General features: G+C 59.9%; 26 protein-coding genes. 8 read left to right on the top strand and 18 right to left on the bottom strand.

Going from position 1 to position 23547, the window contains the following annotated elements; genetic code table 11:
- Positions 1–28: 28 nt before the first annotated feature.
- The 8 genes from ACOI6Z_RS17360 (at position 29) to arnF (ending at position 8307) form a co-directional block, all read left to right on the top strand.
- Positions 29–535, top strand: coding sequence for a phenolic acid decarboxylase (locus ACOI6Z_RS17360; RefSeq protein WP_012540376.1), 507 nt, complete (start codon positions 29–31; stop codon positions 533–535).
- Between the two features lie 396 nt (positions 536–931).
- On the top strand, positions 932–2071 hold the full coding sequence (gene arnB, locus ACOI6Z_RS17355; RefSeq protein WP_072422204.1) for a UDP-4-amino-4-deoxy-L-arabinose aminotransferase: 1140 nt from the start codon (positions 932–934) through the stop codon (positions 2069–2071).
- Position 2072: 1 nt separating this feature from the next.
- Complete coding sequence (gene arnC / locus ACOI6Z_RS17350; RefSeq protein WP_044524988.1) at positions 2073–3056, top strand: undecaprenyl-phosphate 4-deoxy-4-formamido-L-arabinose transferase; 984 nt, start codon at positions 2073–2075, stop codon at positions 3054–3056.
- Positions 3053–5038, top strand: a complete 1986-nt coding sequence (gene arnA, locus ACOI6Z_RS17345; RefSeq protein WP_420687469.1) for a bifunctional UDP-4-amino-4-deoxy-L-arabinose formyltransferase/UDP-glucuronic acid oxidase ArnA — start codon at positions 3053–3055, stop codon at positions 5036–5038. Before arnC ends, arnA begins: the two co-directional genes overlap by 4 nt.
- The gene (arnD, locus tag ACOI6Z_RS17340; protein ID WP_048298527.1) at positions 5035–5937 is read left to right on the top strand and encodes a 4-deoxy-4-formamido-L-arabinose-phosphoundecaprenol deformylase; all 903 of its coding nucleotides are present in this window, start codon (positions 5035–5037) and stop codon (positions 5935–5937) included. The genes arnA and arnD overlap by 4 nt, the downstream gene beginning before the upstream one ends.
- Positions 5937–7592 carry a lipid IV(A) 4-amino-4-deoxy-L-arabinosyltransferase gene (gene arnT / locus ACOI6Z_RS17335; protein ID WP_420687468.1) on the top strand — a complete coding sequence of 552 codons (1656 nt, stop codon included), beginning with the start codon at positions 5937–5939 and terminating at the stop codon, positions 7590–7592. The genes arnD and arnT overlap by 1 nt, the downstream gene beginning before the upstream one ends.
- A complete protein-coding gene (gene arnE, locus ACOI6Z_RS17330; protein ID WP_023291259.1) occupies positions 7589–7927 on the top strand; it encodes a 4-amino-4-deoxy-L-arabinose-phosphoundecaprenol flippase subunit ArnE in 339 nt (112 codons plus the stop codon). The genes arnT and arnE overlap by 4 nt, the downstream gene beginning before the upstream one ends.
- Positions 7927–8307 carry a 4-amino-4-deoxy-L-arabinose-phosphoundecaprenol flippase subunit ArnF gene (gene arnF / locus ACOI6Z_RS17325; protein ID WP_241514643.1) on the top strand — a complete coding sequence of 127 codons (381 nt, stop codon included), beginning with the start codon at positions 7927–7929 and terminating at the stop codon, positions 8305–8307. Before arnE ends, arnF begins: the two co-directional genes overlap by 1 nt.
- Here the strand turns inward: arnF and ACOI6Z_RS17320 are convergent.
- The 18 genes from ACOI6Z_RS17320 to ACOI6Z_RS17235 all read right to left on the bottom strand — a co-directional run bounded on the left by ACOI6Z_RS17320 (position 8304) and on the right by ACOI6Z_RS17235 (position 23528).
- Positions 8304–9353 carry an AI-2E family transporter gene (locus tag ACOI6Z_RS17320; protein WP_004202085.1) on the bottom strand — a complete coding sequence of 350 codons (1050 nt, stop codon included), beginning with the start codon at positions 9351–9353 and terminating at the stop codon, positions 8304–8306. The genes arnF and ACOI6Z_RS17320 overlap by 4 nt on opposite strands.
- A 100-nt stretch (positions 9354–9453) precedes the next feature.
- Positions 9454–10041 carry a 4'-phosphopantetheinyl transferase AcpT gene (gene acpT / locus ACOI6Z_RS17315; protein ID WP_420687467.1) on the bottom strand — a complete coding sequence of 196 codons (588 nt, stop codon included), beginning with the start codon at positions 10039–10041 and terminating at the stop codon, positions 9454–9456.
- Position 10042: 1 nt separating this feature from the next.
- Complete coding sequence (locus ACOI6Z_RS17310; protein ID WP_023291256.1) at positions 10043–11272, bottom strand: beta-ketoacyl-ACP synthase; 1230 nt, start codon at positions 11270–11272, stop codon at positions 10043–10045.
- Positions 11269–12000, bottom strand: coding sequence for a 3-ketoacyl-ACP reductase FabG2 (locus ACOI6Z_RS17305; protein WP_087824970.1), 732 nt, complete (start codon positions 11998–12000; stop codon positions 11269–11271). Before ACOI6Z_RS17305 ends, ACOI6Z_RS17310 begins: the two co-directional genes overlap by 4 nt.
- Positions 11997–12473 (bottom strand): 3-hydroxy-fatty acyl-ACP dehydratase, encoded by a 477-nt coding sequence (locus tag ACOI6Z_RS17300; protein ID WP_032454951.1) that lies wholly within the window; start codon positions 12471–12473, stop codon positions 11997–11999. The genes ACOI6Z_RS17305 and ACOI6Z_RS17300 overlap by 4 nt, the downstream gene beginning before the upstream one ends.
- Positions 12470–13639: a beta-ketoacyl-[acyl-carrier-protein] synthase family protein gene (locus tag ACOI6Z_RS17295; RefSeq protein ID WP_195805673.1), complete on the bottom strand. Its 1170-nt coding sequence runs from the start codon at positions 13637–13639 to the stop codon at positions 12470–12472. Before ACOI6Z_RS17295 ends, ACOI6Z_RS17300 begins: the two co-directional genes overlap by 4 nt.
- A gap of 1 nt (position 13640) precedes the next feature.
- Positions 13641–14225 (bottom strand): DUF3261 domain-containing protein, encoded by a 585-nt coding sequence (locus ACOI6Z_RS17290; RefSeq protein ID WP_023291252.1) that lies wholly within the window; start codon positions 14223–14225, stop codon positions 13641–13643.
- On the bottom strand, positions 14222–16540 hold the full coding sequence (locus ACOI6Z_RS17285; protein WP_420687466.1) for an MMPL family transporter: 2319 nt from the start codon (positions 16538–16540) through the stop codon (positions 14222–14224). Before ACOI6Z_RS17285 ends, ACOI6Z_RS17290 begins: the two co-directional genes overlap by 4 nt.
- Entirely contained in the window at positions 16509–17114 is a 606-nt protein-coding gene (locus tag ACOI6Z_RS17280) for a LolA family protein (RefSeq protein WP_049014526.1), read from the bottom strand. The genes ACOI6Z_RS17285 and ACOI6Z_RS17280 overlap by 32 nt, the downstream gene beginning before the upstream one ends.
- Entirely contained in the window at positions 17111–17533 is a 423-nt protein-coding gene (locus tag ACOI6Z_RS17275) for an acyl-CoA thioesterase (RefSeq protein ID WP_286129455.1), read from the bottom strand. Before ACOI6Z_RS17275 ends, ACOI6Z_RS17280 begins: the two co-directional genes overlap by 4 nt.
- A 3-nt stretch (positions 17534–17536) precedes the next feature.
- On the bottom strand, positions 17537–19228 hold the full coding sequence (locus ACOI6Z_RS17270) for a glycosyltransferase family 2 protein (protein ID WP_420687465.1): 1692 nt from the start codon (positions 19226–19228) through the stop codon (positions 17537–17539).
- Positions 19219–19572 (bottom strand): beta-hydroxyacyl-ACP dehydratase, encoded by a 354-nt coding sequence (locus ACOI6Z_RS17265; protein ID WP_023291247.1) that lies wholly within the window; start codon positions 19570–19572, stop codon positions 19219–19221. The genes ACOI6Z_RS17270 and ACOI6Z_RS17265 overlap by 10 nt, the downstream gene beginning before the upstream one ends.
- Positions 19559–20908 carry an AMP-binding protein gene (locus tag ACOI6Z_RS17260; RefSeq protein ID WP_420687464.1) on the bottom strand — a complete coding sequence of 450 codons (1350 nt, stop codon included), beginning with the start codon at positions 20906–20908 and terminating at the stop codon, positions 19559–19561. The genes ACOI6Z_RS17265 and ACOI6Z_RS17260 overlap by 14 nt, the downstream gene beginning before the upstream one ends.
- Positions 20905–21486 carry a hypothetical protein gene (locus tag ACOI6Z_RS17255; protein WP_420687463.1) on the bottom strand — a complete coding sequence of 194 codons (582 nt, stop codon included), beginning with the start codon at positions 21484–21486 and terminating at the stop codon, positions 20905–20907. The genes ACOI6Z_RS17260 and ACOI6Z_RS17255 overlap by 4 nt, the downstream gene beginning before the upstream one ends.
- Before the next feature lie 6 nt (positions 21487–21492).
- Complete coding sequence (locus ACOI6Z_RS17250) at positions 21493–21744, bottom strand: acyl carrier protein (protein ID WP_023291244.1); 252 nt, start codon at positions 21742–21744, stop codon at positions 21493–21495.
- A gap of 11 nt (positions 21745–21755) precedes the next feature.
- Positions 21756–22013 (bottom strand): phosphopantetheine-binding protein, encoded by a 258-nt coding sequence (locus tag ACOI6Z_RS17245; RefSeq protein WP_023291243.1) that lies wholly within the window; start codon positions 22011–22013, stop codon positions 21756–21758.
- Positions 21994–22827 carry a lysophospholipid acyltransferase family protein gene (locus ACOI6Z_RS17240; RefSeq protein WP_171879206.1) on the bottom strand — a complete coding sequence of 278 codons (834 nt, stop codon included), beginning with the start codon at positions 22825–22827 and terminating at the stop codon, positions 21994–21996. Before ACOI6Z_RS17240 ends, ACOI6Z_RS17245 begins: the two co-directional genes overlap by 20 nt.
- Entirely contained in the window at positions 22806–23528 is a 723-nt protein-coding gene (locus ACOI6Z_RS17235; protein ID WP_023291241.1) for a beta-ketoacyl synthase chain length factor, read from the bottom strand. The genes ACOI6Z_RS17240 and ACOI6Z_RS17235 overlap by 22 nt, the downstream gene beginning before the upstream one ends.
- Positions 23529–23547 lie beyond the last annotated feature (19 nt).

Genomic DNA, 23547 nt, shown 5'->3' with positions numbered 1-23547 from the left:
CTGTCCTCAACAACACAGAGGAGAATAAATGATGAGCACTTTCGACAAACATGACCTCAGCGGCTTTATCGGTAAACATCTGGTCTACACCTACGACAACGGCTGGAACTACGAAATTTACGTCAAAAACGGCCATACCCTCGACTACCGTATTCACAGCGGCATCGTCGGCAATCGCTGGGTGAAAGATCAGGAAGCGTACATCGTGCGGGTGGGGGAAAGTATCTACAAAATCTCCTGGACCGAACCGACCGGTACCGACGTGAGCCTGATCGTCAACCTGGGCGATAAACTGTTCCACGGCACCATCTTCTTCCCGCGCTGGATCATGAATAACCCGGAAAAAACCGTCTGCTTCCAGAACGATCACATTCCGCTGATGAATTCTTACCGCGATGCCGGCCCGGCCTACCCGACAGAAGTGATTGACGAGTTCGCCACCATCACCTTCATTCGCGACTGTGGCGCAGATAATGATGAGGTAATTAATTGCCCTGCGAGTGAATTGCCTGCGGATTTTCCTGCAAATTTGTAATTAAGCAGAAATAACTTTGTGATCTGCGCTAACTTTTTGTCATCAAGCGTGACAAAGACAGCGTCATTAATTGTTATCTGGTTTAACCCCCGTTTACTTTCCGCGATAGCGTTCCTGTTTGCTTTTCCAGACAGGAACGTTTTTTTGTCAAAATTCTGCCATAAATAAAACCTATCATTCTGTTTATTAATGATTTATTTGGCTATGCTGAGAAAAGATTAATTTCTTAATATTATCCTAAGCAAGGTCAACTACATTAATAGTGGTCGAAATACCCTGAAATGGAATGCCGCGCTGAACTCACTTCATTTTAATTTCGTTTAAGTCCACAGGCGCAGGATATTTTATTCTAACGACCCTGATTTGTGCGTGGGTCATCTACAGAACAGGATGATAATGAGCGATTTTTTGCCTTTTTCGCGCCCGTCGATGGGCGACGCAGAGCTGGCAGCGCTGCGTGAAGTTTTAGCGTCGGGCTGGATCACCACCGGGCCGAAGAATCAGGCACTTGAAGCGGCATTCTGCCAGTTGACCGGCAACCGCCACGCGATTGCCGTCAGTTCAGCGACCGGCGGGATGCACGTGACCCTGATGGCGCTGGGTATTGGCCCCGGCGATGAAGTCATTACGCCGTCCCAGACCTGGGTCTCCACCCTCAATATGATCTGCCTGCTGGGCGCCACGCCGGTGATGATCGATGTCGATAACGACAATCTGATGATCACCCCTGAGGCGGTGGCAGCGGCGATCACCTCGCGGACCAAAGCGATTATTCCTGTGCACTACGCGGGGGCGCCAGCCGATATCGACGCCATTCGCGCGGTGGGCGAGCGCCATGGCATCCCGGTGATCGAAGACGCCGCCCATGCGGCGGGGACCCACTATAAAGGCCGCCACGTAGGTTGGCAGGGGACCGCGATTTTCTCGTTCCACGCGATCAAAAATATGACCTGCGCTGAAGGCGGGCTGGTTGTCACCGACGACGACGAGCTGGCCTCCCGCATCCGTAGCCTGAAATTCCATGGCCTCGGCGTGGACGCCTATGACCGCCAGACCCACGGCCGCGCGCCGCAGGCGGAGGTGATCGCTCCGGGCTTTAAATACAACCTTGCCGACATCAACGCCGCGCTGGCGCTGGTCCAGCTGGAAAAACTGCCTCACGCCAACCAGCGCCGGTCGGAAATTGCCCAGCGCTATCTGCGCGAACTGGCGGACACGCCGTTTACGCCCCTGACCGTCCCGGCCTGGGATCACCAGCACGCCTGGCATCTGTTTATCATCCGCGTCGATGAGGCTGCGTGCGGCATCAGCCGCGACGCGTTGATGGAAAAGCTGAAGGCGATGGGTATCGGCACCGGTCTGCACTTCCGTGCGGCCCATACGCAAAAATATTACCGCGAGCGCTTCCCTGAGGTTTCCCTGCCGAATACCGAATGGAACAGCGCCCGCATCTGTTCTCTCCCGTTGTTCCCGGACATGACCGATGACGATGTCACTCGCGTCATTTCCGCACTGCGCCAGCTGTCAGGACGTTGATATGCTTACTTACCCTCCCGTGAAGAAGGTCTCGGTGGTTATCCCGGTTTATAACGAACAGGATAGCCTGCCGGAGCTGCTTCGTCGTACGGAAACCGCCTGCGCCGCGCTGGGGCGGCAATATGAAATTCTGCTGATCGACGATGGCAGCAGCGACGATTCCGCGCGCATGCTCACCGAAGCCGCCGAGGCGGAAGGCAGTCACGTTGTCGCCGTGCTGTTAAACCGTAACTACGGCCAGCACTCGGCGATCATGGCCGGCTTCAGCCATGTGACGGGCGATTTGATTATTACCCTTGATGCCGACCTGCAAAACCCGCCGGAAGAGATCCCGCGGCTGGTGGCGAAGGCGGATGAAGGTTACGACGTGGTGGGCACCGTCCGTCAGAACCGTCAGGACAGCATCTTCCGCAAAACCGCCTCGAAGATGATCAACCGCCTGATCCAGCGCACCACCGGCAAAGCGATGGGCGACTACGGCTGCATGCTGCGCGCCTACCGTCGCCACATTATCGACGCGATGCTCAACTGCCACGAGCGCAGCACCTTTATCCCGATTCTGGCGAATACCTTCGCCCGTCGCGCGGTGGAGATCCCGGTGATGCACGCCGAGCGTGAATTCGGCGACTCCAAATACAGCTTTATGCGCCTGATCAACCTGATGTACGACCTGGTGACCTGTCTGACCACCACGCCGCTGCGTCTGCTCAGCATTTTCGGCAGCGTGATAGCCCTGCTGGGCTTCGCCTTCGGCCTGCTGCTGGTGGTGCTGCGTCTGGCCTTCGGCCCGCAGTGGGCGGCGGAAGGGGTGTTTATGCTCTTCGCCGTGCTGTTTATGTTCATCGGCGCCCAGTTTATCGGTATGGGCCTGCTCGGGGAGTATATCGGACGCATCTATAACGACGTGCGCGCGCGTCCCCGCTACTTTATTCAACGTGTTGTTCGCCAGCCGGAAACGGCATCTAAAGAGGAAGATCGTTCATGAAAGCCGTAGTCTTCGCTTATCACGATATGGGCTGCACCGGTATCCAGGCTCTGCTGGACGCCGGGTATGATATCGCTGCTATTTTCACCCACCCGGATAACCCTGGCGAAAACCATTTCTTTGGCTCCGTGGCGCGCCTTGCTGCCGAGCAGGGCATTCCGGTGTGGGCGCCGGAAGACGTGAACCATCCGCTGTGGATTGAGCGTATCCGCGAGATGAAGCCGGACGTGCTGTTCTCCTTCTACTACCGCAATCTGCTGGGCGATGAGATCCTCCGTCTCGCGCCGAAAGGGGCGTTTAACCTGCACGGTTCGCTGCTGCCGAAATATCGCGGCCGCGCGCCGCTGAACTGGGTGCTGGTCAATGGCGAAAGCGAAACCGGCGTCACCCTGCACCGGATGGTGAACCGCGCCGACGCGGGGGATATCGTCGCCCAGCAGGCCGTGGCGATTGGCCCGGATGACGCCGCCCTGACGCTGCACCGCAAGCTGTGCGCCGCCGCCACCGGGCTGCTGGGCCAGGCGCTGCCGGCGATCCTCGCCGGAACCACCGATGAACGTCCGCAGGATCACAGCCAGGCGACCTATGTGGGGCGTCGTACCCCGGAAGATGGCCGCCTCGACTGGGAGCAGCCGGCGCAGACCCTGCACAATCTGGTGCGCGCCGTCTCCGATCCGTGGCCGGGCGCCTTCGGCTACGCCGGCGCGAACAAGTTTATCGTCTGGAAATCCCGCGTCCGCCATGATCTGCGAGCAGCCAGGCCGGGTACCGTTATCTCCGTTGCGCCGCTGATCGTGGCGTGCCAGGAGGGGGCGCTGGAGATTGTCACCGGCCAGACCGAACGCGGGGTGTACATGCAGGGCGCCCAGCTGGCGCAGGGGCTGGGCCTGGTGTCCGGGGCGGTGATCAGCAGCAAACCGGTGGTGGCGGTTAAGCGTCGCACCCGGGTGCTGATCCTCGGCGTCAATGGCTTTATCGGTAACCATCTGACCGAACGCCTGCTGCAGGACGACAACTATGAGATTTACGGCCTGGATATCGGCTCCGACGCCATCAGCCGTTTCCTCGACTGCCCGCGTTTCCACTTTGTGGAAGGCGATATCAGCATTCACTCCGAGTGGATCGAATATCACATTAAGAAATGCGACGTGGTGCTGCCGCTGGTGGCCATCGCCACCCCTATCGAGTACACCCGCAACCCGCTGCGCGTCTTCGAGCTGGATTTCGAAGAGAACCTGAAGATCATCCGCGACTGCGTGAAATATAATAAGCGCATCATCTTCCCGTCGACCTCGGAGGTGTACGGCATGTGCACTGATAAAAACTTCGACGAAGACACTTCCAATCTGGTGGTCGGGCCGATCAACAAACAGCGCTGGATCTACTCGGTCTCCAAGCAGCTGCTGGACCGCGTGATCTGGGCCTACGGCGATAAGAATGGCCTGAAGTTCACCCTGTTCCGTCCGTTCAACTGGATGGGGCCGCGTCTGGATAACCTCAACGCCGCGCGTATCGGCAGCTCCCGCGCCATCACCCAGCTGATCCTCAACCTGGTGGAAGGCTCGCCGATCAAGCTCATCGAAGGCGGTAAGCAGAAGCGCTGCTTCACCGACATCAGCGATGGTATCGAAGCGCTGTTCCGCATCATCGAGAACAAAGACGGCCGCTGCGACGGGCAGATCATCAACATCGGTAACCCGGATAACGAAGCGAGCATCAAAGAGCTGGCGGAGATGCTGCTGGCCTGCTTCGAACGCCATCCGCTGCGCGATCGCTTCCCGCCGTTTGCCGGCTTCCGCGAAGTGGAAAGCAGCGACTACTACGGCAAGGGCTATCAGGACGTTGAGCATCGCAAACCGAGCATCCGCAACGCCAAACGCTGCCTGAACTGGGAGCCGAAGGTGGAGATGGAAGAGACCGTTGAGCATACGCTGGACTTCTTCCTGCGCACGGTTGAACTGGTGGACGCTAAACATCCATGAAACAGGTCGGCTTACGCATAGATGTCGATACCTTTCGCGGCACGCGGGACGGCGTTCCGCGGCTGCTGGACCTGCTGGGTCAGCACGGGATCCAGGCAAGCTTCTTCTTCAGCGTCGGGCCGGACAATATGGGGCGCCACCTGTGGCGCCTGGTAAAACCGAAGTTTCTGTGGAAGATGCTGCGCTCCAGAGCGGCCTCGCTGTACGGCTGGGATATTCTGCTGGCCGGCACCGCGTGGCCGGGACGCCGCATCGGCGCGGGGAACGAGGCGGTGATCCGCGCCGCCGCCGAGTCTCATGAAGTGGGCCTGCACGCCTGGGACCACTACAGCTGGCAGGCGTGGAGCGGCGTCTGGCCGCAGGAACGGCTGACGCTGGAGGTTGAGCGCGGCCTGCTGGAGCTCGAACGCATCATCGGCCGGCCGGTCACCTGCTCGGCTGTCGCCGGCTGGCGCGCCGATCAGCGAGTGGTGAAAGCCAAAGAATCCTTCGATTTCCTCTACAACAGCGACTGTCGCGGCACGCGGCCGTTTCTGCCCCAGCTCGGCAGCGGCGTCTCCGGTACGGTGCAGATCCCGGTCACGCTGCCGACCTGGGACGAGGCGGTGGGCACGGCGGTGGATATCGCCGGCTTTAACCGCTATCTCCTCGACTGCATCCATCGCGACCCGGGCGTGCCGGTCTATACCATTCACGCCGAAGTGGAAGGCATTGCCTACGCGGATCAGTTCAATGAACTGCTGACCATGGCGGCGGAAGAAGAAATTCAGTTTTGCCCACTGAGCCAGCTGTTGCCCGCTGACTTTAGCGAGCTGCCGTCTGGCAAAGTGGTTCGGGGTGAACTGGCTGGCCGGGAAGGCTGGCTCGGACGTGAACAATTACTGACTTCGGGTGTTTGATGAAAAGCATTCGCTATGGCGTCTCTCTGATTGCGCTGTTTGCGCTGTATTACCTGCTGCCGCTTAATTTCCGTTTGCTCTGGCAACCCGATGAAACCCGCTACGCGGAGATCAGCCGTGAAATGCTGGCCACCGGCGACTGGGTGGTGCCGCATTTTCTCGGATTGCGCTATTTCGAAAAGCCGATTGCCGGTTACTGGATCAACAGTATCGGTCAATGGCTGTTTGGCCATAATAACTTCGGCGTACGCTTTGGGTCGGTCTTCGCCATCACTATGACCGCCGTGCTGGTGGCCTGGCTGGCGTGGCGCGTCTTTCGCGACAAAAAGGTAGCTGTCCTGTCGCCGGTGATTTTTCTCACCGCGATGCTGGTGTATGCGATTGGCACCTATGCGGTGCTGGACCCGATGATCACCCTGTGGCTGGCGCTGGCGATGTGCAGTGTCTGGGGCGCGACGCAGGCGCAGAGCCGCAGCGGCAAAATACTGGGTTACGCGCTGCTGGGCGTCGCCTGCGGTATGGGGGTGATGACCAAAGGCTTCCTTGCGCTGGCGGTGCCGGTAGTGGGCGTTCTGCCGTGGGTGATAGCCCGTCGACGCTGGCGTGAAGTGCTGACCTACGGTTGGCTGGCGGTGGTCGTCTGTACGCTAGTGGTGCTGCCCTGGGGGCTGGCTATTGCCCAGCGCGAGCCGGACTTCTGGCGCTACTTCTTCTGGGTCGAGCATATTCAGCGTTTCGCCGAAAAAGACGCCCAGCACAAAGCGCCGTTCTGGTACTACATCCCGTTCCTGATCGCCGGCAGCCTGCCGTGGCTGGCCCTGCTGCCGGGGGCGCTGAAGCGCGGTTGGCTTGAGCGCGATGAGGCCCGCGGCGCGCTGTATCTGTTAGGCTGGGTGGCGATGCCGCTCCTGTTCTTCAGTATCGCCAAAGGCAAACTGCCGACCTATATCCTGCCGTGCTTTGCGCCGCTGTCGATCCTGATGGCGCGCTACGCGCTGGAGGCGGCGAAGACCGGCGCGAAAGCGTTACGGGTCAACGGGATGATCAACCTGGGCGTCGGCCTGCTGGGGCTGATCGCCGTGCTGGTGGTCTCGCCCTGGGGTGTGATGCATAAGCCGGTGTGGACCAAGATTGAGCTGTATAAATGTCTGCTGGCGGCGATCGCCTTCGCCGTCTGGGCGCTGATGGGCTGGCTGGCGATGAAAGACGCTGGCCGCCGCTGGAGCCTGGCGGCGCTTTGCCCGCTCGGCCTGGCGCTGCTGGTGGGCTTCGCCATCCCGGACCGGGTTATCGACAGCAAACAGCCGCAGTTCCTCGTGGATATCGTCAGCGAATCCCTGCAGCCCAGCCGCTACGTCCTGACCAACAACGTCGGGATCGCCGGCGGCCTGGCCTGGGAGCTGAAGCGAAGCGATATTATTATGTTCGACAAACAGGGTGAGCTGAAGTACGGTCTCGACTGGCCGGACGCTCAGGGAAGCTTTGTCAGCCAGGCCGGGTTTGCCGACTGGCTGGCCGCGCATCGTCAGCAGGGGCCGGTCTCGCTGGTGCTGTTGATGGATAAAGGAGAGAGTATGCTCGACTTACCGTTACCGAAACCCGATAACGCTTACGAGCTGGGGCGGGTCGTTTTCCTTCAGTATCTGCCGCAATGAGCGTCTGGATCTGTCTGGTGTTCGCCAGCCTGCTGAGCTGCGCCGGACAGCTGTGCCAGAAACAGGCGACCCGCCCGTCCCGTCGCGGACGGCGGAGTCGTCATATACTCTTCTGGCTGGGGATGGCGCTGTTATGCCTCGGCTGCGGCATGCTGCTGTGGCTGAGCGTCCTGCAGTCAATTCCGGTGAGCATCGCCTATCCGATGCTGAGTCTGAACTTCGTCTGGGTCACCCTCGCGGGCTGGGGCATCTGGCATGAGCCGGTCGCTCCCCGCCATTGGTTTGGCGTCGGGTTGATCGTCGTGGGCATTGTCATTCTGGGGACCAGCGTCTGATGGGCTTTCTCTGGGCATTATTCAGCGTCGGCCTCGTCAGCGGCGCGCAGCTGCTACTGCGCAGCGCCATGGTGGTGTTGCCGCCGCTGACCGATATTCTGGTGTTTCTCCAGCATCTGTTGCATCTCCAGCCCGGCACCTTCGGCCTGTTTTTCGGCCTGCTGGGCTACCTGCTGTCGATGGTCTGCTGGTACTTTGCCCTCCACCGTCTGCCGCTGTCGAAAGCGTATGCGCTGCTGAGCCTGAGCTATATCCTCGTTTGGGCCGCCGCCATCTGGCTGCCCGGCTGGCATGAGCCGTTCCACTGGCAATCGCTGCTGGGCGTGGCGGTTATCGTCGCCGGCGTATTGACCATCTTCTGGCCGGTGAAACGCCGCTAGCCGGGGAGCCGGCTTTTGGGGCGCCCCGGGCCGAGCAGGATCGCCAGCTTGCTGCCCCCGACGGTGGTCTCCATCCAGATTTTACAGACGCTGGTTAACGGCACCGAGAGCAGCATTCCCACCGGCCCCAGCAGCCAGCCCCAGACCAGCAGCGACAGGAACACCACCAGGGTCGACATCCCCAGCCGGTGGCCCATCATGCGCGGCTCCACCATGTTGCCCAACACCATATGCACCACCAGAAACAGCGCCCCGACCAGCAGGCACTCATAGATGCCGCTGAACAGCAGCGCCTGCAGCATAGGCGGGATGGCGGAGATAGCGGATCCGATATTCGGCACATAGTTCAACAGGAACGCCAGCACCCCCCACATCAGCGCGAACTGCACCCCCATCGCCAGCAGCCCCAGCCAGACAATCAGGCCGGTCCACAGGCTGATCAGCGTTTTCAGCGCCAGATAGTGGGTGACGCCTTTCAGCGCCCGGTGCAGCCCGGCGATATGCAGGCGAGGGTTATTGAGGGCAAAACGCAGTTTGTAGGGCAGGTGGCGAACCTCAAACAGCATAAAGATCACCGTCATCACCAGCAGCACAATGCTGGCCATCGCCCCGGAAAGCTGGGTCATCAGCGTCGTGGCCCAGGTCATCAGCCGTTCTGAATCCATACGTCGCAGCATGCGCTCCGGATTGATATGCAGGTTGAGAAAGGGGAGATACTCCTGGAGCTGGACGATCTTACGCGTCAGGGCGCGGTTGAAATCGGGCAGCATGGCGACAAAGTCATTGAGCGACGCCGCCAGCACGCCAAGCAGCGCGGTCAGCATGACCAGCATTGCCGTCACCACCAGCGTAATGGCGAACGGGCGCCGCACCCCGCGGCGAATGAACCAGGTGACCAGCGGGTTGAGGACGATAGCGAAAAACAGCGCCAGCAGGAGCTGCACCAGAATATCGGCGGCGGCGTGGATCCCGGCGAGGATAATCACCAGCGCCGCCAGCTTAAGTAAAATATGGAGCCCGGCTTTATCAGCCTGCGGAGGGGACATAGGTATTCCTTTTGTGAGTCGCGCCTGATAAGTGTAGCGGTTCGCTGGCTGCCAATATTCCGAAAGGCGAGCGGCTTTTCCGCCATCATCTTTTGATCGCTTAAACCACGCCGCTGAAATGTTGAATGCGCGCGTCCGTCAGCGTGAACGGCGTCGGCGTACAGACCGCAATACTTAACCCATCGTGCAGAATCTGGCTGAGCGACAGCGGGCCGTGACAGGCGCTGTCAACGGAGGCCATCTGCCAGGCGCTGCCGCCGCGCTGTTTCACCAGCGCCTCTTTGCGCGTCCAGATACGCCAGAAGACCGTGAGCTGCTGCGCCGGCGAAGCCTGCGCCAGTTCCTGGTGCTCGCTTTCGCTGAACAGGGCGTTAGCCAGGCGGCGCCAGCCTTCGCGCGGGCGAATCACTTCGATGTCGCAACCCACCTCGCCTTTATCGCTGAGCAGCAGGGCAATATCGTCGCCGCTGTGGCTAAGGTTAAACCACAGCCCGCGCGCGACGGGGAAGGCAGGCTTGCCCTGTTCGCCAAGCTGAATATCCGTCAGCGGGGCAGCCGCCTGCGCCAGCAGCGCGCGGCCGGCAAGCCAGCTGGTTCGTTGCGGTCCGTCCGGCGCCTGTGCCATCAACGCAGGCGGTAACGGCAGGGCGCTAAGGGCGGAGATCTTACCCAGAAAAAGCTGATACATTTCAAGGCCAGCGTCGAATAATGATTGAGGTGTTAATGCCGCCGAAGGCGAAGTTGTTGCTCTGCAGGAATTCACACTCCAGTTTGCGCTTTTCCCCCATGATGTAATCCAGTTCGCCACAGTTGGCGTCCGGTTTATGGAGATTCAGCGTTGGCGCAAACCAGCCTTCGCGCATCATCTGCAGGCTCATCCACGCTTCTAACGCCCCGCAAGCGCCAAGCGTATGGCCGAAATAGCTTTTCAGCGAAGAGATCGGCACGCTGTCGCCGTAAACGGCCGCCGTTGCCTGGCTTTCCGCGATATCGCCGCGATCGGTGGCGGTGCCGTGGGCCGAAATATAGCCGATATCCCGGGGGCTTAAGCCCGCCATGTTTAGCGATTGTTCCATGCAGATCTGCATGGTTTCGCGCTGCGGCTGGGTAATATGGGCCGCATCGCAGTTAGTGGCGAACCCGACGATTTCACCGTAGATGGTTGCGCCGCGCGCTTTGGCATGCTCGAGATCTTCAAGGATCAGCGTGCCGGCGCCTTCGCCAATCACCAGACCATCTCGCTGTTCATCGAACGGAGAGGGGGTGAGGGCCGGTTCGTCATTGCGTTGGCTGGTGGCGAAGAGGGTATCGAATACCGCGGCTTCCGAAGGGCAGAGCTCCTCGGCCCCGCCGGCCACCATCACCGTTTGGTAACCATGGCGAATGGCTTCCCAGGCGTAGCCAATCGCCTGGCTGCCGGAGGTGCAGGCGCTGGAGGTGGGGATCACGCGCCCCCGCAGACCGAAGAATAATCCGGTATTCACCGCGGTGGTATGCGGCATCATCTGCACATAGGTAGTGCCGGTGATATTGTTGGTATGTTTCTCCGTCAACATGGTGGCGAACTCGCTCACCGGACCGGTACTACCGGTTGACGAGCCGTAAGCGATGCCGGTTTGGCCGTTGGTCAGCACGGTGTCGCCGATAAGCCCGGCCTGCTCCAGCGCGAGCTCAGTGGCGCGGGTGGAGAGCCGCGATACCCGCCCCATCGCGCGGATACGCTTGCGGGTATAATGCTCCGGCAGGGTGAAATCGTCGATTGGCGCCCCCAGCAGCGTATGCAGTCCGTCATACGCCAGCCATTCAGGCATCTTACGCACCGCATTTTTATATTCCCGCAGCCTGGTGGCGACATCCTGCCAGTTTTCGCCAAACGCGGTCACCCCGCCCATCCCTGTAATGACCACCCGGCGTATCATAGCATCCCCCCGTTGATGGAAATGACCTGGCGGGTGACGTAGCCCGCGATATCCGACATTAAATAGCTGGCAAGCCCGGCCACCTCGTCGGCCTGACCCATGCGTTTCATCGGGATCATGGTCATCGCCTCTTGCAGCGCGCGCTCTTCCATGTCAATCATCCCGGTGTCGATAAGACCCGGCGCAATACAGTTAACGGTGATTTTGCGTTTTGCCAGTTCTATCGCCAGCGCTTTGGTGGCGCCGATAATGCCCGCCTTGGCGGCGCTATAGTTGACCTGGCCGCGGTTGCCCATGACGCCGGAAACCGAGGAGAGGGTGATGATACGTCCGCCCTGGCGCGCGCTAATCATCGGCATGATGCAGGGATGAATGACGTTATAAAAACTGTCGAGGTTGGTGTGGATCACGGCGTCCCAGTCGTCATCGCCAAGCGCCGGGAAGGCGCCGTCGCGGGCGATGCCGGCGTTGCTGACAATGCCATACCACGCGCCATGGTCGGCCATATCCTGCTCCAGTACCTCGCGGCATTGCTGACGATCGGCGACGTCAAAACTCAGCAGCCGGCCGTCGCCGCCGGCGGCGGTTATCGCCTCCAGCGTCTGTTGCGCCCCCGCGCGGTCGCGATGAAAGTGGACGCCCACCACAAAACCGTCCGCTGCCAGCTGGCAGGCGATAGCGCGACCGATGCCTTTGCTGGCGCCGGTAACCAAAACTGAACGACTCATTCTGACGCTCCTTGTTGAAATAAAGTGCTAAGTTCTTCTGTTGTGGGCTGGAAGGTGTTGACCCGCCCGCTGGCCAGGACGTCATCGTCCACCATAATGGTGCCTTCGAAGCTGCCGAAACGTTCATCCTGCATCAAGAGCTTCACGCTGATGGACAGCGTCTTTCCGCCCGGCAGGCTCCCGGCCGCGCAAACCAGTTCGCGCGCGCCCAGCACCATGCCTAAAGCGAGCGATGTTTGTCCTTGCTGCTGGCGGTGCCAGCCGGACCAGACGCCGACGGTCTGCGCCATTAATTCAAGGGCGAACCAGCCGGGAAGATCGCCGTTGGTATCGAGAAATGGCGCCAGAACGCTGCCGGGTGAGACCGCGACGCGGCAGGTGGCGGTGTCGGCAGTCACCGCCTCGACCTCTTCCAGCAGCAGCATCGGCGCGTCGTGCGGCAGGTAACTGCCGGGTGATAAAAAGTGGCTCATGACATTCTCCCGAGCAGGATGCTGGTGTTATTGCCGCCAAAGGCAAAAGAGTTCGACAGGATAACTGGCCGCGACAGCGGCTGCGGATGTTCAATGAGCCCGCACGGCGGTAGCGTGTCATCCTGCGGAGACTGACTGAAATCCTGTGCCGGTAACAACAGATTGCGCTGCAGGATCAGCATGCCGATGGCGGCCTCGGTGATCCCCGCCGCACCCAGCGTATGTCCGGTCAGATGTTTGGTGGAACTACAGGGCACCCTTTCGCCAAACAGCGCGTTGATCACCCGGGCTTCTATCTGGTCGTTAAGCCGCGTAGCGGTACCGTGCAGGTTAATGTAACCCACCTGCTCCGGCATGATGCCCGCGTCGTCCAGCGCCTGCTGAATGGCGCGCATCGCCCCTTCTCCTTGGGGATGCGGGGCGGAAATATGCCAGGCGTCGCTGGATTCGCCGATACCCAGCAGCGCGATGGGCTGCGGCTCGCGGGTCAGCAGCATCAGCGCCGCCCCTTCGCCGATGGTGATCCCGCTGCGGTCGCGGCTAAACGGCTGGCACTGCGTCGTGGAGAGCGACTCCAAGCTGTGAAAGCCGTTGATGGGCATCCGGCTAAGGGTATCCGCGCCGCCGACGATCGCCACATCCGCCAGCCCCGCCTCAATGAGCCGCCGTCCGCTGATTATCGCCCGCGCGCTGGAGGAGCAGGCGGTTGACAGGGTATATGCCGGACCATCCAGCGCCAGCCAGCGGCTGAGAAAACGCGACGGGTCGCCCAGCTCCTGCTGTGGATAGCGCCAGGCCTCGCTCGCCTTGCCGTTAAGCGTCAAATTAACGTGTACGTCGCCTTCATCCAGCCCTGACGTACTGGTGCCCAACACCACGGCGACCCGATCCCGGCCATAGCGGGCGATAGCGCGATCCACCTGCGGCCGGATCTGCGCCAGCGCCGCCAGCAGCAGCTGATTATTGCGCGAACGATGGTCGCGAAAGGTATCGGGAATGGCGGGTAGTTCGCCGTCCACCCCCGCGAAAATCGCCTGCGGATGCCCCTGTAACCACCCTTCACGCGGGCGCATGCCGGGCGCTATACCGCGGGCCAGATTGGCGGCGATTTCATCATTATCGCGTCCCAGGGCGTTAATCATGCCGACAGCAGAAATGAAGATCATCTCAGTCACCCAGGTATTGAATGGTGATGTGGTATTTAAAGACGTGCTGCTCGATGCTAATCGGCACGCGCTTGCCTTTGCGGTTGATATAGGTGATGTCGGTGACCAGTTTTCCGCGCGCGTTACGCAGTTCGCGTTTGTCGCCGCGGTCGGTTAGCGTCCAGCCTTTCGGCAGCTGCGGCAGCCATGCGCTAAGCGGCCAGTGGCTGAGCATCACATCGGCCAGCACCTGGCTGGCGGGCGGCAGTTGCGGGATCACCATCGACTGTTCCGCGCGCAGCCCTTGTTGATCATAGGTCACCAGGAACAGGCGGATACCGACGGACGACAGGCCCGCCAGCGTGAGCTTTTTATCATCGGCATTGAGCAGCACCAGCAGCGACTGGGTTTGGCCGTTGAAGCGGCCGGTCAATAACTGCTGGGAACTGATGGCCGGCGAGATGCCCGGCGGCGGCAACGTGACGCGCGTACCCGGCTCCAGCCACGCCTGCGGACGGCCTTGCGGCTCCGGCGGCGAATGACTGCAGCCGGCCAGCAATAAGGCGGCGAAGAGCGCGAAGGCGCGCCAGAATGATGGTCTTCTCATCGTCTTTTTTTCTCTTTTTTGCTCGGCATCGCCAGCGGCGACAGCAGGAAAGCGGTGAAAATACCGCTGACCAGGACAGTGCCAAAGCTGCTGATGGCCTGGGTGGCGCTAAACACCAGCATGCCAAGCGTTAATAAGGTGGTCATCATCGCCAGGGTAATCGCCAGCAGCGATGTCAGCGGCGTGCCACGCGGGTTGCTGAAAAACAGGGTGTAGTTGATGCCAATCCCAAGTACCAGCACCAGCGCCAGTAAGGAGAACAGGTTAACGGCGTGGCCGGTGAGCGCCAACGCCCCCAGGCCGCATCCCAGCGACAATACCGACGGCAGCAGGCTTATTAAGCCCTTGCGCCAGCCAAGGCGGATAGCGGCGCCGCAGGCAATCACCGCCAGCGCAACGCCGAGCAGCCCGGTTAAAATATGACGGTAGAGCGCGAAAAGCTGGTCGAAATCGCTTTTACGATCGACCCACGCCACGCCAGTCTGGGTTGTGCTGAGCGCCTTCAGCGCCGCGCTATCTTTCACCCCGCTCACTGGCACCAGTACGCCGCTTTCGCCATCCGGCAGCGTCAGCCATAGCAGCCGCCAGCCTTCGCTGGCCGGACTGGCAAGCCAGTCGCCGACTGTCACCGGCATCGGCCGCAGGTCGGGGTGAACAGCGGTGAGTCCGGCGTTATTCAGCGCCTGGCCGACGGCCGGCGCCGCCTGCTTCAGCAGGGCCAGATCCTGCTGCTGGCGGGCCAGTGAATTGAGCGGAATGGCGCGATACCCGCCAAGCATACCGTCGGTTTGCGCTTTAGCCAGTGCGGGCATAAAGGCTTCAAGCCGCTGCAGCGTTTGTTGCGCCGTGTCGCCGTAAACCACGAACCACTTTTGATCGACGCTTTGGCCAGTGAGCGCGGTGATGGCATGCTCCTGGGAGAGGATATTCTGCGGTAGCGCCTGCAGCTGTGAGATATCGTCATCCACCCGCAGGAGAGCGAGCCCCGTCAGGGAGAAAATGGCCAGAACCACCGGCAGACCGATGGCGAGTTTTTTGTTACGCCGCCATGCCGCGAGCCAGCGCGACATCAGCACCATCGCTGGAACGGGACGCACCGGGAGCCCATGGCACAGCCATGGCTGCCAGAAAATCACCGTCAGGCATGAGGCGCTTAGCCCCACGGCCGCAAATAGCGCCATCTGGCGAATGGCCGGGAAGGGGGCCAGCATCATGATTAAATAAGCCGCCACGGTGGTAAGCAGCGCCAGCAGCAGCGCTTTCCGTACTTTAACAAGGCTTTGCCACGGTGAAGCCGCTGCGCCATGGACCATCCGTTCGGTCAGGTAATAGAGCGTGTAATCTGCGGAAATGCCAATAATGCTCATGCTCATCACCAGGGTCATCAGATGCAGCTCGCCAAACAGCAGCAGCGTGGCAACGGTGCCGGCCAGTGCGCCGATAGCGATAGAGATCGCGCATAACAGCAGCGGACGCAGCGAGCGGAACACGGCCACGATCAACAGGATGACGCCGAACAGGGTGGCCGCGCCGAGAGTGGAGATATCGCGCTTCGCCTGCTGGCTGGCGTAATCACTGTAAAATACGGTGCCGCGCGACAGCAGCTGCGCCTGCGGGTGGCGCGCTTTTAATTCCTTTTCAAGCTGCGCGAGGGTGGTCACCAGGCGGTGCGTCTGTCGCATATCGAACGACGAACCCGCCAGCTCGCCGTGCAGCAGATACCAGACATTGCCTTGCGCGTCTTTGCTGGTCAGCCACCCGTCCTGCAGCTGCATCCGCTGGCCGCTATTCGCCATCGCCAGCTGTGAGCCGCGCATCAGCATCAGCGGGTCGTTTTGTAACTCTTTACCGCTGACCCCGGAAAACGCCGAATAGAGCTGCGAAAGGATCCACTGGGCCTGCGCTTCGCCGCCCTCCTGCAGACGTGCGCGGGTGGCGGGGTCGATTAACGCATTGCGATGTTGCCAGAAAAACGTTCCCCAGGCCTGCTGACTGGCGGCATCCATTGGGCCTTTGACCTCGGCCAGCGCGTCTGAGGTTTGCAGCAACCGCAGCCAGTCGCGAGCCACCTGCGGGTCGGCCTGTTTACCGGGGCTGACCAGCCAGACCAGCTGGCGATCCAGACGCTGCATAAAGCCGTCGTTCAGCGCCGGGGGGATCGCGCCGAGCGTCTGTTTGGGCAGCATCGCCAGCACGCTGCTGTTGAGCCGGGCCTGCGGCAACAGCGCCAGCAGCGCGCCCGCCAGTATCAGGCAGACGACGCCCCAGATCAGCGCAGGACGTTTACTGGGCGGCAAAGCGTTGGCGTTCGTCATCGGTCAGTTGCGCTGGCGTCAGTTGATGTTGGGAAAGGGCGATATCGGTGCGATCGCCTTGTTTATCGTTGAGTTGAATATGCTCCAGGTAGGTTTTTCCGGCGAGATCGATGCTGGCGAAAATCTTATCCAGCGGCGTGGTGACAGGCGTCAGGCGCAGCGTCCATCGCCCGTCGCCTTTATCGGCGAATTCCACGCGGAAGTTCTCCTCCAGCACGTTACGATCGGCCTGGAACAGCGCGCGCAGCAGATGGTTGAACTGGAACATCTGCGGGTTGTTTTCGGCGGTGACGGTCTGCGGCGGCTGGCCGTTAATCGCCTGCACCATCCGTTTGTCATCCAGCAGCAGTTGCATCGGGAACGGTGAGGTTTGATCCCACAGCAAGCCCTGGTCGCGGGCGATCAACATCCGCCCCTGGGATCGCAGCGGCTGCGGAAGATCCTTTATGGTGCGGGTTTGATCGAAGTGGGCGCGCACCACCGGCTGTTCGCTAAATTGTTTTTGCAGGTCATCGAGCGTCAGCGCGCTGACCAACGGACTGATGAACAGTCCCACCAACAGCAGCAATTTCATGGCGTGACCCCCATGCGTTCAAACAGAACTTGCGGGCTGACAAAACACATCTCGCCGCTTTTTTCGTCCACCGCGACCTGGATGGTGTAGCCGGTGGTGGTGCGTTTGCCGCTCTCGGCGGCAAAAATTTCATAGCCAATGCGCAGGCGGTTTTCGAACTCTGCCAGACGCGCGCGGACGCGAATACGCTGCTCGAAGGTGATAACGTCCCGGTACTTCACGCGGGTATCCACCACCGGCCACAGATAGCCGGAGGCTTTCATCTGCCGGTAGCCGTAGTTGAACTGGTTAAGCAGCGCCTCGCGGGCAATTTCGAAGTAGCGGAAATAGTTGCCATGCCAGACGACGCCCATCATATCGACGTCGTGAAAGGGAATGGTTAGCTCTACTTCAGCAGTAAAACGGGGATCGTTAAGCACCCTTTACTCCTTATCTTTGGGCTCCGGCAAACGCCAGAAATCGAAAAAGTTAAACCAGTCGAGCGGCGACTGCAGCGCGTAATATTCCAGCCGTTCGGCGTAGCGATCGATGATATATTGCAGTGCCTGCTGGCGATTGGCGCGCGGCAGCGGCAGCGGGTCAGCGAACGGCTCACAGTAAATGCGCAGCTTGCCCTGCTGACGCAGAGCGAACATCAAATTGACCGGGCAGCGCAAAATAGCCGCGAGGATAAAGGGCCCCTGCGGGAAGGGGGCCGGTTGCCCCATAAAACGGCTCCAGCAGACGCGCCACTCGCCGCCGCGCTGCGGATTGACCGCAATACGATCGCCGACAATGGCGATCCATTCTCCGCGATCCAGTTTTTCCTGCAGCAGCATGGCGGTCTCCGGGCCGATATCGGTGACCGGCAGCAGGTTGAGTCCGGCCTGCGGGGCCATCTCCGCCATAATCTGCTTAAAGCGTTGGGCATTGTCGCTGAACACCAGCGCGTTGATGGTCTTGCTGCCCTGCAGTTGCGCCAGCGCACGGCAGGCTTCAACATCGCCGAGATGTGAGGCCAGCAGTAGTTTGCCGCGCGGATCGTCGATATTGAGCGTCTCTTCGGCACCTGCGGCAAACACCACATCGCGACCAAACTGCAGTTCGCCGCGCCAGCTGGCGATTTTATCCAGCATCGCGTTGCCAAAGCGCAGGAAGTGACGATAGCTACTGAGTTCGCCCGGCTCCGGCAGCTGACGAGCGGCTAACTGGTCGCGCACGCGGGTAAGCCAGTTTTGTGAAGCGCGGCGCGCGGTGCTGGCCGTTAGCCAGTAGACGCCGACCACCGGGTAGAGCAGCAGCGAAAACGCGTGTCGTCCCAACAGCCGCCACACCAACAGCATCAGGCGCATGCCCCATAAGCCTTTGACCTCCTTCTGACGCGCCCAGTGCGGCGAAGCGCGGCGAAACAGCAGCGAGGGGATCCGCGGCAACATGCCGAGGAACAGTCGGGTATGCATCAGCGAGATGCGGCAGTTATCTCTGAGGGCATCGAAATGCGACAAACCGTCCGGCGGATAGGTCACGCGGGTCGGGACAAAGTAGCTGGTGTTCCCCTGCCAGTAGAGGCGCACCATCACTTCGGTATCAAAATCCATCCGCTTGCCGAGGGGCACGCGCTTAGCCAGCTGCAGCGTCGGCGCCAGCGGATAGACGCGAAAGCCGCACATGCTGTCTTTTAGCTGCAGCGATAGCGTTTCAATCCATACCCAGACGTGGGTGATCCAGCGTCCGTACAGGCGCGAGCGCGGGATTGAGTCGTCGTAAACCGGCTGGCCGGAGATCAGCGCCTCGGGATGCTTCTGCGCCAGCGCCAGCAGCTGCGGAATATCTTCGATGGCGTGCTGCCCATCGGCATCGACCTGCACCGCGTGGCTGAACCCGGCTTGCGCTGCGGCCTGTAATCCGCAGATGACCGCGGCGCCTTTTCCGGCGTTCTGCGGTAAGCGGATCAACGTCAGATCCGGGGTTTCCAGCGCCAGTCGCTCCAGCTCCAGCTGTGTGCGACTGTCGCTCCCGTCGTCCACCACGATACAGGGAAGATCAAACGGCTGCAGGCGCGCCAGCACCCGCGACATCATCGCGCCGTGGTTATAGCACGGGATCACCACGCAGGGGGAGAAGGTTAGCGACATAAGCGAATCTTCCCGCTGCTGGCGGTATGTCGTGTTTCGCCATCGTGGCGCTGATAGCTGAAGGTGATGAGCTGACGCGCCTCCTGCCAGCTAAGAGTGAGCGTCACGATCGCCCCCGGCAGGAGCGGCGACTGGAATTTCACATTGTGAATATCGTGAAAGCGCCAGCCGGGCGCCAGCAAGGTGGTAGCGTAATGCATCGCCCAGTCAATCTGCGCGACGCCTGGCAACAAGGGCTGAACGGCAAAGTGGCCGCGAAACCAGAATAACGCCGGATCCACCGATAAAATGATTTCAACCCGATCGGCTTGTGGCTGACGGCGCTCAATTTCATGGGGCTGCATGAAATAACTCCTGTAACTGCGCGTAGACACGCTTGTTCATACTATTGACGGGGATCTCGTCGATAACCCGCCAGTAGCGGGGAATGGCGACTGGTTCCAGCAGAGGGCGCAGTGCTTTTCGCCAATGAGTCTCCTGGCTTTTTCCCCAGCGCTGGCGGGCATGGTTATCCAGCACCAGCAATACGCCAATACTCTGACGGCTGCCGCGGGTGATGGGTAACACGGCGGCATCAATGATGCCTTCAAGTTCCAGCAGGCGCTGCTCCACTTCGCTCAGCGATATGCGCTTCTCTTCAATTTTGACCACGCGATCCCGACGGCCTGCCAAATGGAAGTGGCCACTCTCGCGAAAATGCAAAATATCCTCGAGCAGCTGGCCGCGGTTATCGGTAATAAGCGGAGAAAAGAGGCGGAACGCATCGCCTTCTGGCTGAAAGCGGATGCCAGGAAACGGTTGCCATGGCGCCTCATCCTGCACGCGCTGGCGGCAGGCGATGACGCCGCTTTCCGTACTGCCGTATATTTCATCCGGCCAGGTATTGCACCAGCGGGCGGTTTGCACGGCATCCTGCCAAAGCAGCTTGCCGCCTGCGGACACGATCATTTCGATCGGCGGAGGGGTAAGCCGGTGGTCGAGACGTTTAAGGAAGGCCGGACTACTAATAAACAGATAGCGATGCTTCCGGCTTAACGCCGTTAACTGCTCGGTGTACTCCAGCATGTCCGCGTGAAGCGGTAAACCCAACGCCATTGGCAAGAACAGTCGAAACGTCAGGCCATACATATGCTGCGGCGCTACGGATGCCACCACCCGACAGCCTGCCAGACGCCCGGCATAGCAGGCGGATAACAGCGCCGCCTCGCGGTCGAGCGAGCCGATCGGTTTGCAAATTCGCTTCGGTTGACCGGTGGAACCGGAGGTGAATAATTCAATGCAAGCCTCTTTGCCTGGCGCGGGAAAATGCATCTGGCCGCTCGTTACCACCATCGTGGACTCGACAATCACCAGCGCGCCATCCCATGCCAGCGCTTTATCGCTGAGAATGCCGTCAAACAGCGCCTTCTGCTCATTTAACAGCGAAATACGGCCGTGGCCGGGAAGGACCGGCGTTTTGCCGGCATGCAGGGTTGCCAGCAGAGCGACGATAAACAAGTAGCTATTTTCAATGCACAACGCCCAGCGCATGGCTGGCTGCTGACGCAAGTGCGTGAGCAGGTGGGCGACATCATGGCGCAGATGTGCAAGCGTCCAGAGGTGCGTGTCATGCCAGGCGATCGGCGTTTCCGGCGAACGCGCGGCGCTGAGCCACTGGTCCAACGGGAGAGGCTGCTTCATGGTTTATCTCGTTTTATTACCCGCTGGCGCACCAGCCACTCGCCGGCCATGAGCGTGCCCATCAGCAGATAGGAAATCATGCCGTTCCACGCCGTCCACAGGGACAGATTGCCATACAGCGCGGTAAAAAGCGCAATGCCACCGTTAATGATGAAAAAGGCGCACCAGATTTGGGTGACGCGCCGGGTATAGCGTACAGCCCGCTCCGGAAGATCCGGTTCACGCAGTCGCGCCAGACGCTCGATTATCGGCATCCTGGACCATAGCGAACCGCCAAACACCGCCAGCATCACGCTGTTCACCACCACCGGGTAAAATAGCAGTAACTGATGGGTTTTCAGCAGGTAGCTGGCAATACACAGCGTCATGCCGGCCACCGCCACAATCTGAGTGACCACGCTCAGCGCTCCCGCCCGTCGCCGGGTCTGACGAAAGCGTAAAAACAACATCAGCGCCATGAGCGGTAACAACCCTTGCAGGCTGTTATGCGCGAGGCCGAACCAGATTATAAACGGCCAGGCCAGCAGCAATATGCCCGTCAGCAATGGCACAACTGGCAGTGAGCGAATGCCCGACACGGTGAATTATTCTTCTTTGAACAGGCGTTCTACCGCATCGACCACATCCTGCACGGTGCGGACAGTTTTGAACTCTTCTGGCTTGATTTTCTTACCAATTTTCTTTTGCAGATGGACGATCATGTCGATGGCGTCAATACTGTCCAGTTCGAGATCTTCGTACAGACGGGCCTCAGGCGTAATATCCTGCGGATCGATTTCAAACACGTTCACCAGCAGCGCGGAGATTTCTTCGTAAATGGCTTGTTGTTCATTCATAACCACTCTCCTCAGGCGCGCTGTGCTTGAATAAATGCCGCGAGCGTGGCGACAGAGTAGAAATGCTGACGCATCTCTTCACTTTCAGCCGACAGCACCACGCCGTACTGATTTTTCACCGCCAGACCCAGCTCCAGCGCATCAATTGAGTCCAGGCCCAGACCATCGCCAAAAAGTGCGGCGTCGGTGTCGATATCATCAGCGGACAGCTCGTCCAGGTTCAATGTACTGATGATCAGATTTTTAATTTCAAGATAGAGCGCTTGCATCATTCATTCCTGTTTCAGGGAGAGTGCCTGTTTCTAATTTAAGCAAAATATGACGGTTCAACTGTCTTGCGGCCAGCGCCGGTTCTTGTTTATTGGCATCATAAAACTGATGTATTGGCAGCCGCTCTCCAACCTCGACGGTAAACCGCGGCTTAGTTGGCGGCGCGTCGTACCATTTGCTTTGTTTACCCAGCATATGCTCGGTACAGCGGATGACGACAATGCGTAAATCGCTGCCGCAGCGTACCGCGATATTAGCCGCCCCCCGCTGTAGCTGCATTTTTTTCCCCGGCACGGTGCGCGTGCCTTCAGGGAAAATCAAAATCGTATCGCCTTGCTGTAAACGCTGCCGGCTTGCCGGCAGCAGGGCATCGGCCTGATCGTTAATCAGATAATCGGCGGCGCGGATCACGCCGCTGACGAATGGATTTTTCAGCAGCGCGCTTTTTACCATGCAGTCGGTCTCCGGCATCACCGAGGCCAGCATTACGTAGTCAATAAGGCTGGGGTGATTGGCGACCACCAGGCAACCGCGCTCCGCGCGCAAAATATCGCGGCCATCGATACGGTAATCGAGAACGCCGACGCTTTTCACCACGCTGAGGAATACGCGAAAGCTAACGGAAATGCTGCGCCGCGCGATACGGCGTCGGCGGGTTTTATTACGTACCAAAACCAGCAGCAGATTAAACCAGATGAGCGAGAGCAGCAGGCCGCCAATGCCAAACAGTGCGAAGCAGAAACCGGTCATCGCTGCGCGCCAGAGCCGATTAAGCCGGTGGAAAAACGGCTTCATGCGCGGCTCCATTGCCATTGCACGCGATCGCCGGGAAGCGTGAACGTGCGGGCATTCTGCAAATAGTACTGCAAGAACAGTAAACTTTGCGGTAATGGACTTTCAGCAACGGCTGCATGAGGCTGGGCGTGGCATTGCCACTGGCGACCGGGCTCAATCACCCAGGCTGCCGCATAGGGCCAGGTGGTGATACCTGGCGGCAACTGAGCGTGGTAAAACTCAGGGAGAAAACCGTCGAAATCAACCATCAACACGCGCTGATAACCCGCCTGTAGCAGGCCCATCACTTCGTATAATCCCTGCTGAAACGTATCGCGTCCGGCAGAAAGGGATGACGACATAATCGCTTTTTTTGCAGCAATCGTCAGATTACCCACGGCGGAATTATGCACCGATAAGGCGAAATCGGTCGGCGAGATCGCTTGCTCCATAGCCAGCGCATGGAGGATCCGATAGTTGCGCTCCAGTTCGCCGTGACGGCTGGTGTAAAGAACGGCATCGATTTCATGGCGACGGAGCATAGCCAGACCGCATTCCACAGCCAGCTTACTTCCCGAGCTGAGCCGGCGTGCGGTCATCATCGGCAATTCGCTGAGTTTGGGTGGCGCCGCGGCGGGATCGATGGCGTGCAAATGCTGTGACCACCGTTGCCATTGCTCGGGGCCACTGACGCCAGGCGCGAAGGCCTGCCAATCAACAATGTTAAATGAAAATGTCATCCACTCGCATCCGCGATCA

The organism is Klebsiella sp. C239 (assembly GCF_048822715.1).
GTDB lineage: Bacteria > Pseudomonadota > Gammaproteobacteria > Enterobacterales > Enterobacteriaceae > Klebsiella > Klebsiella quasipneumoniae.
The sequence above is the reverse complement of the archived record's forward strand: the minus strand, read 5'-3'. Positions and strand labels throughout refer to the sequence as shown.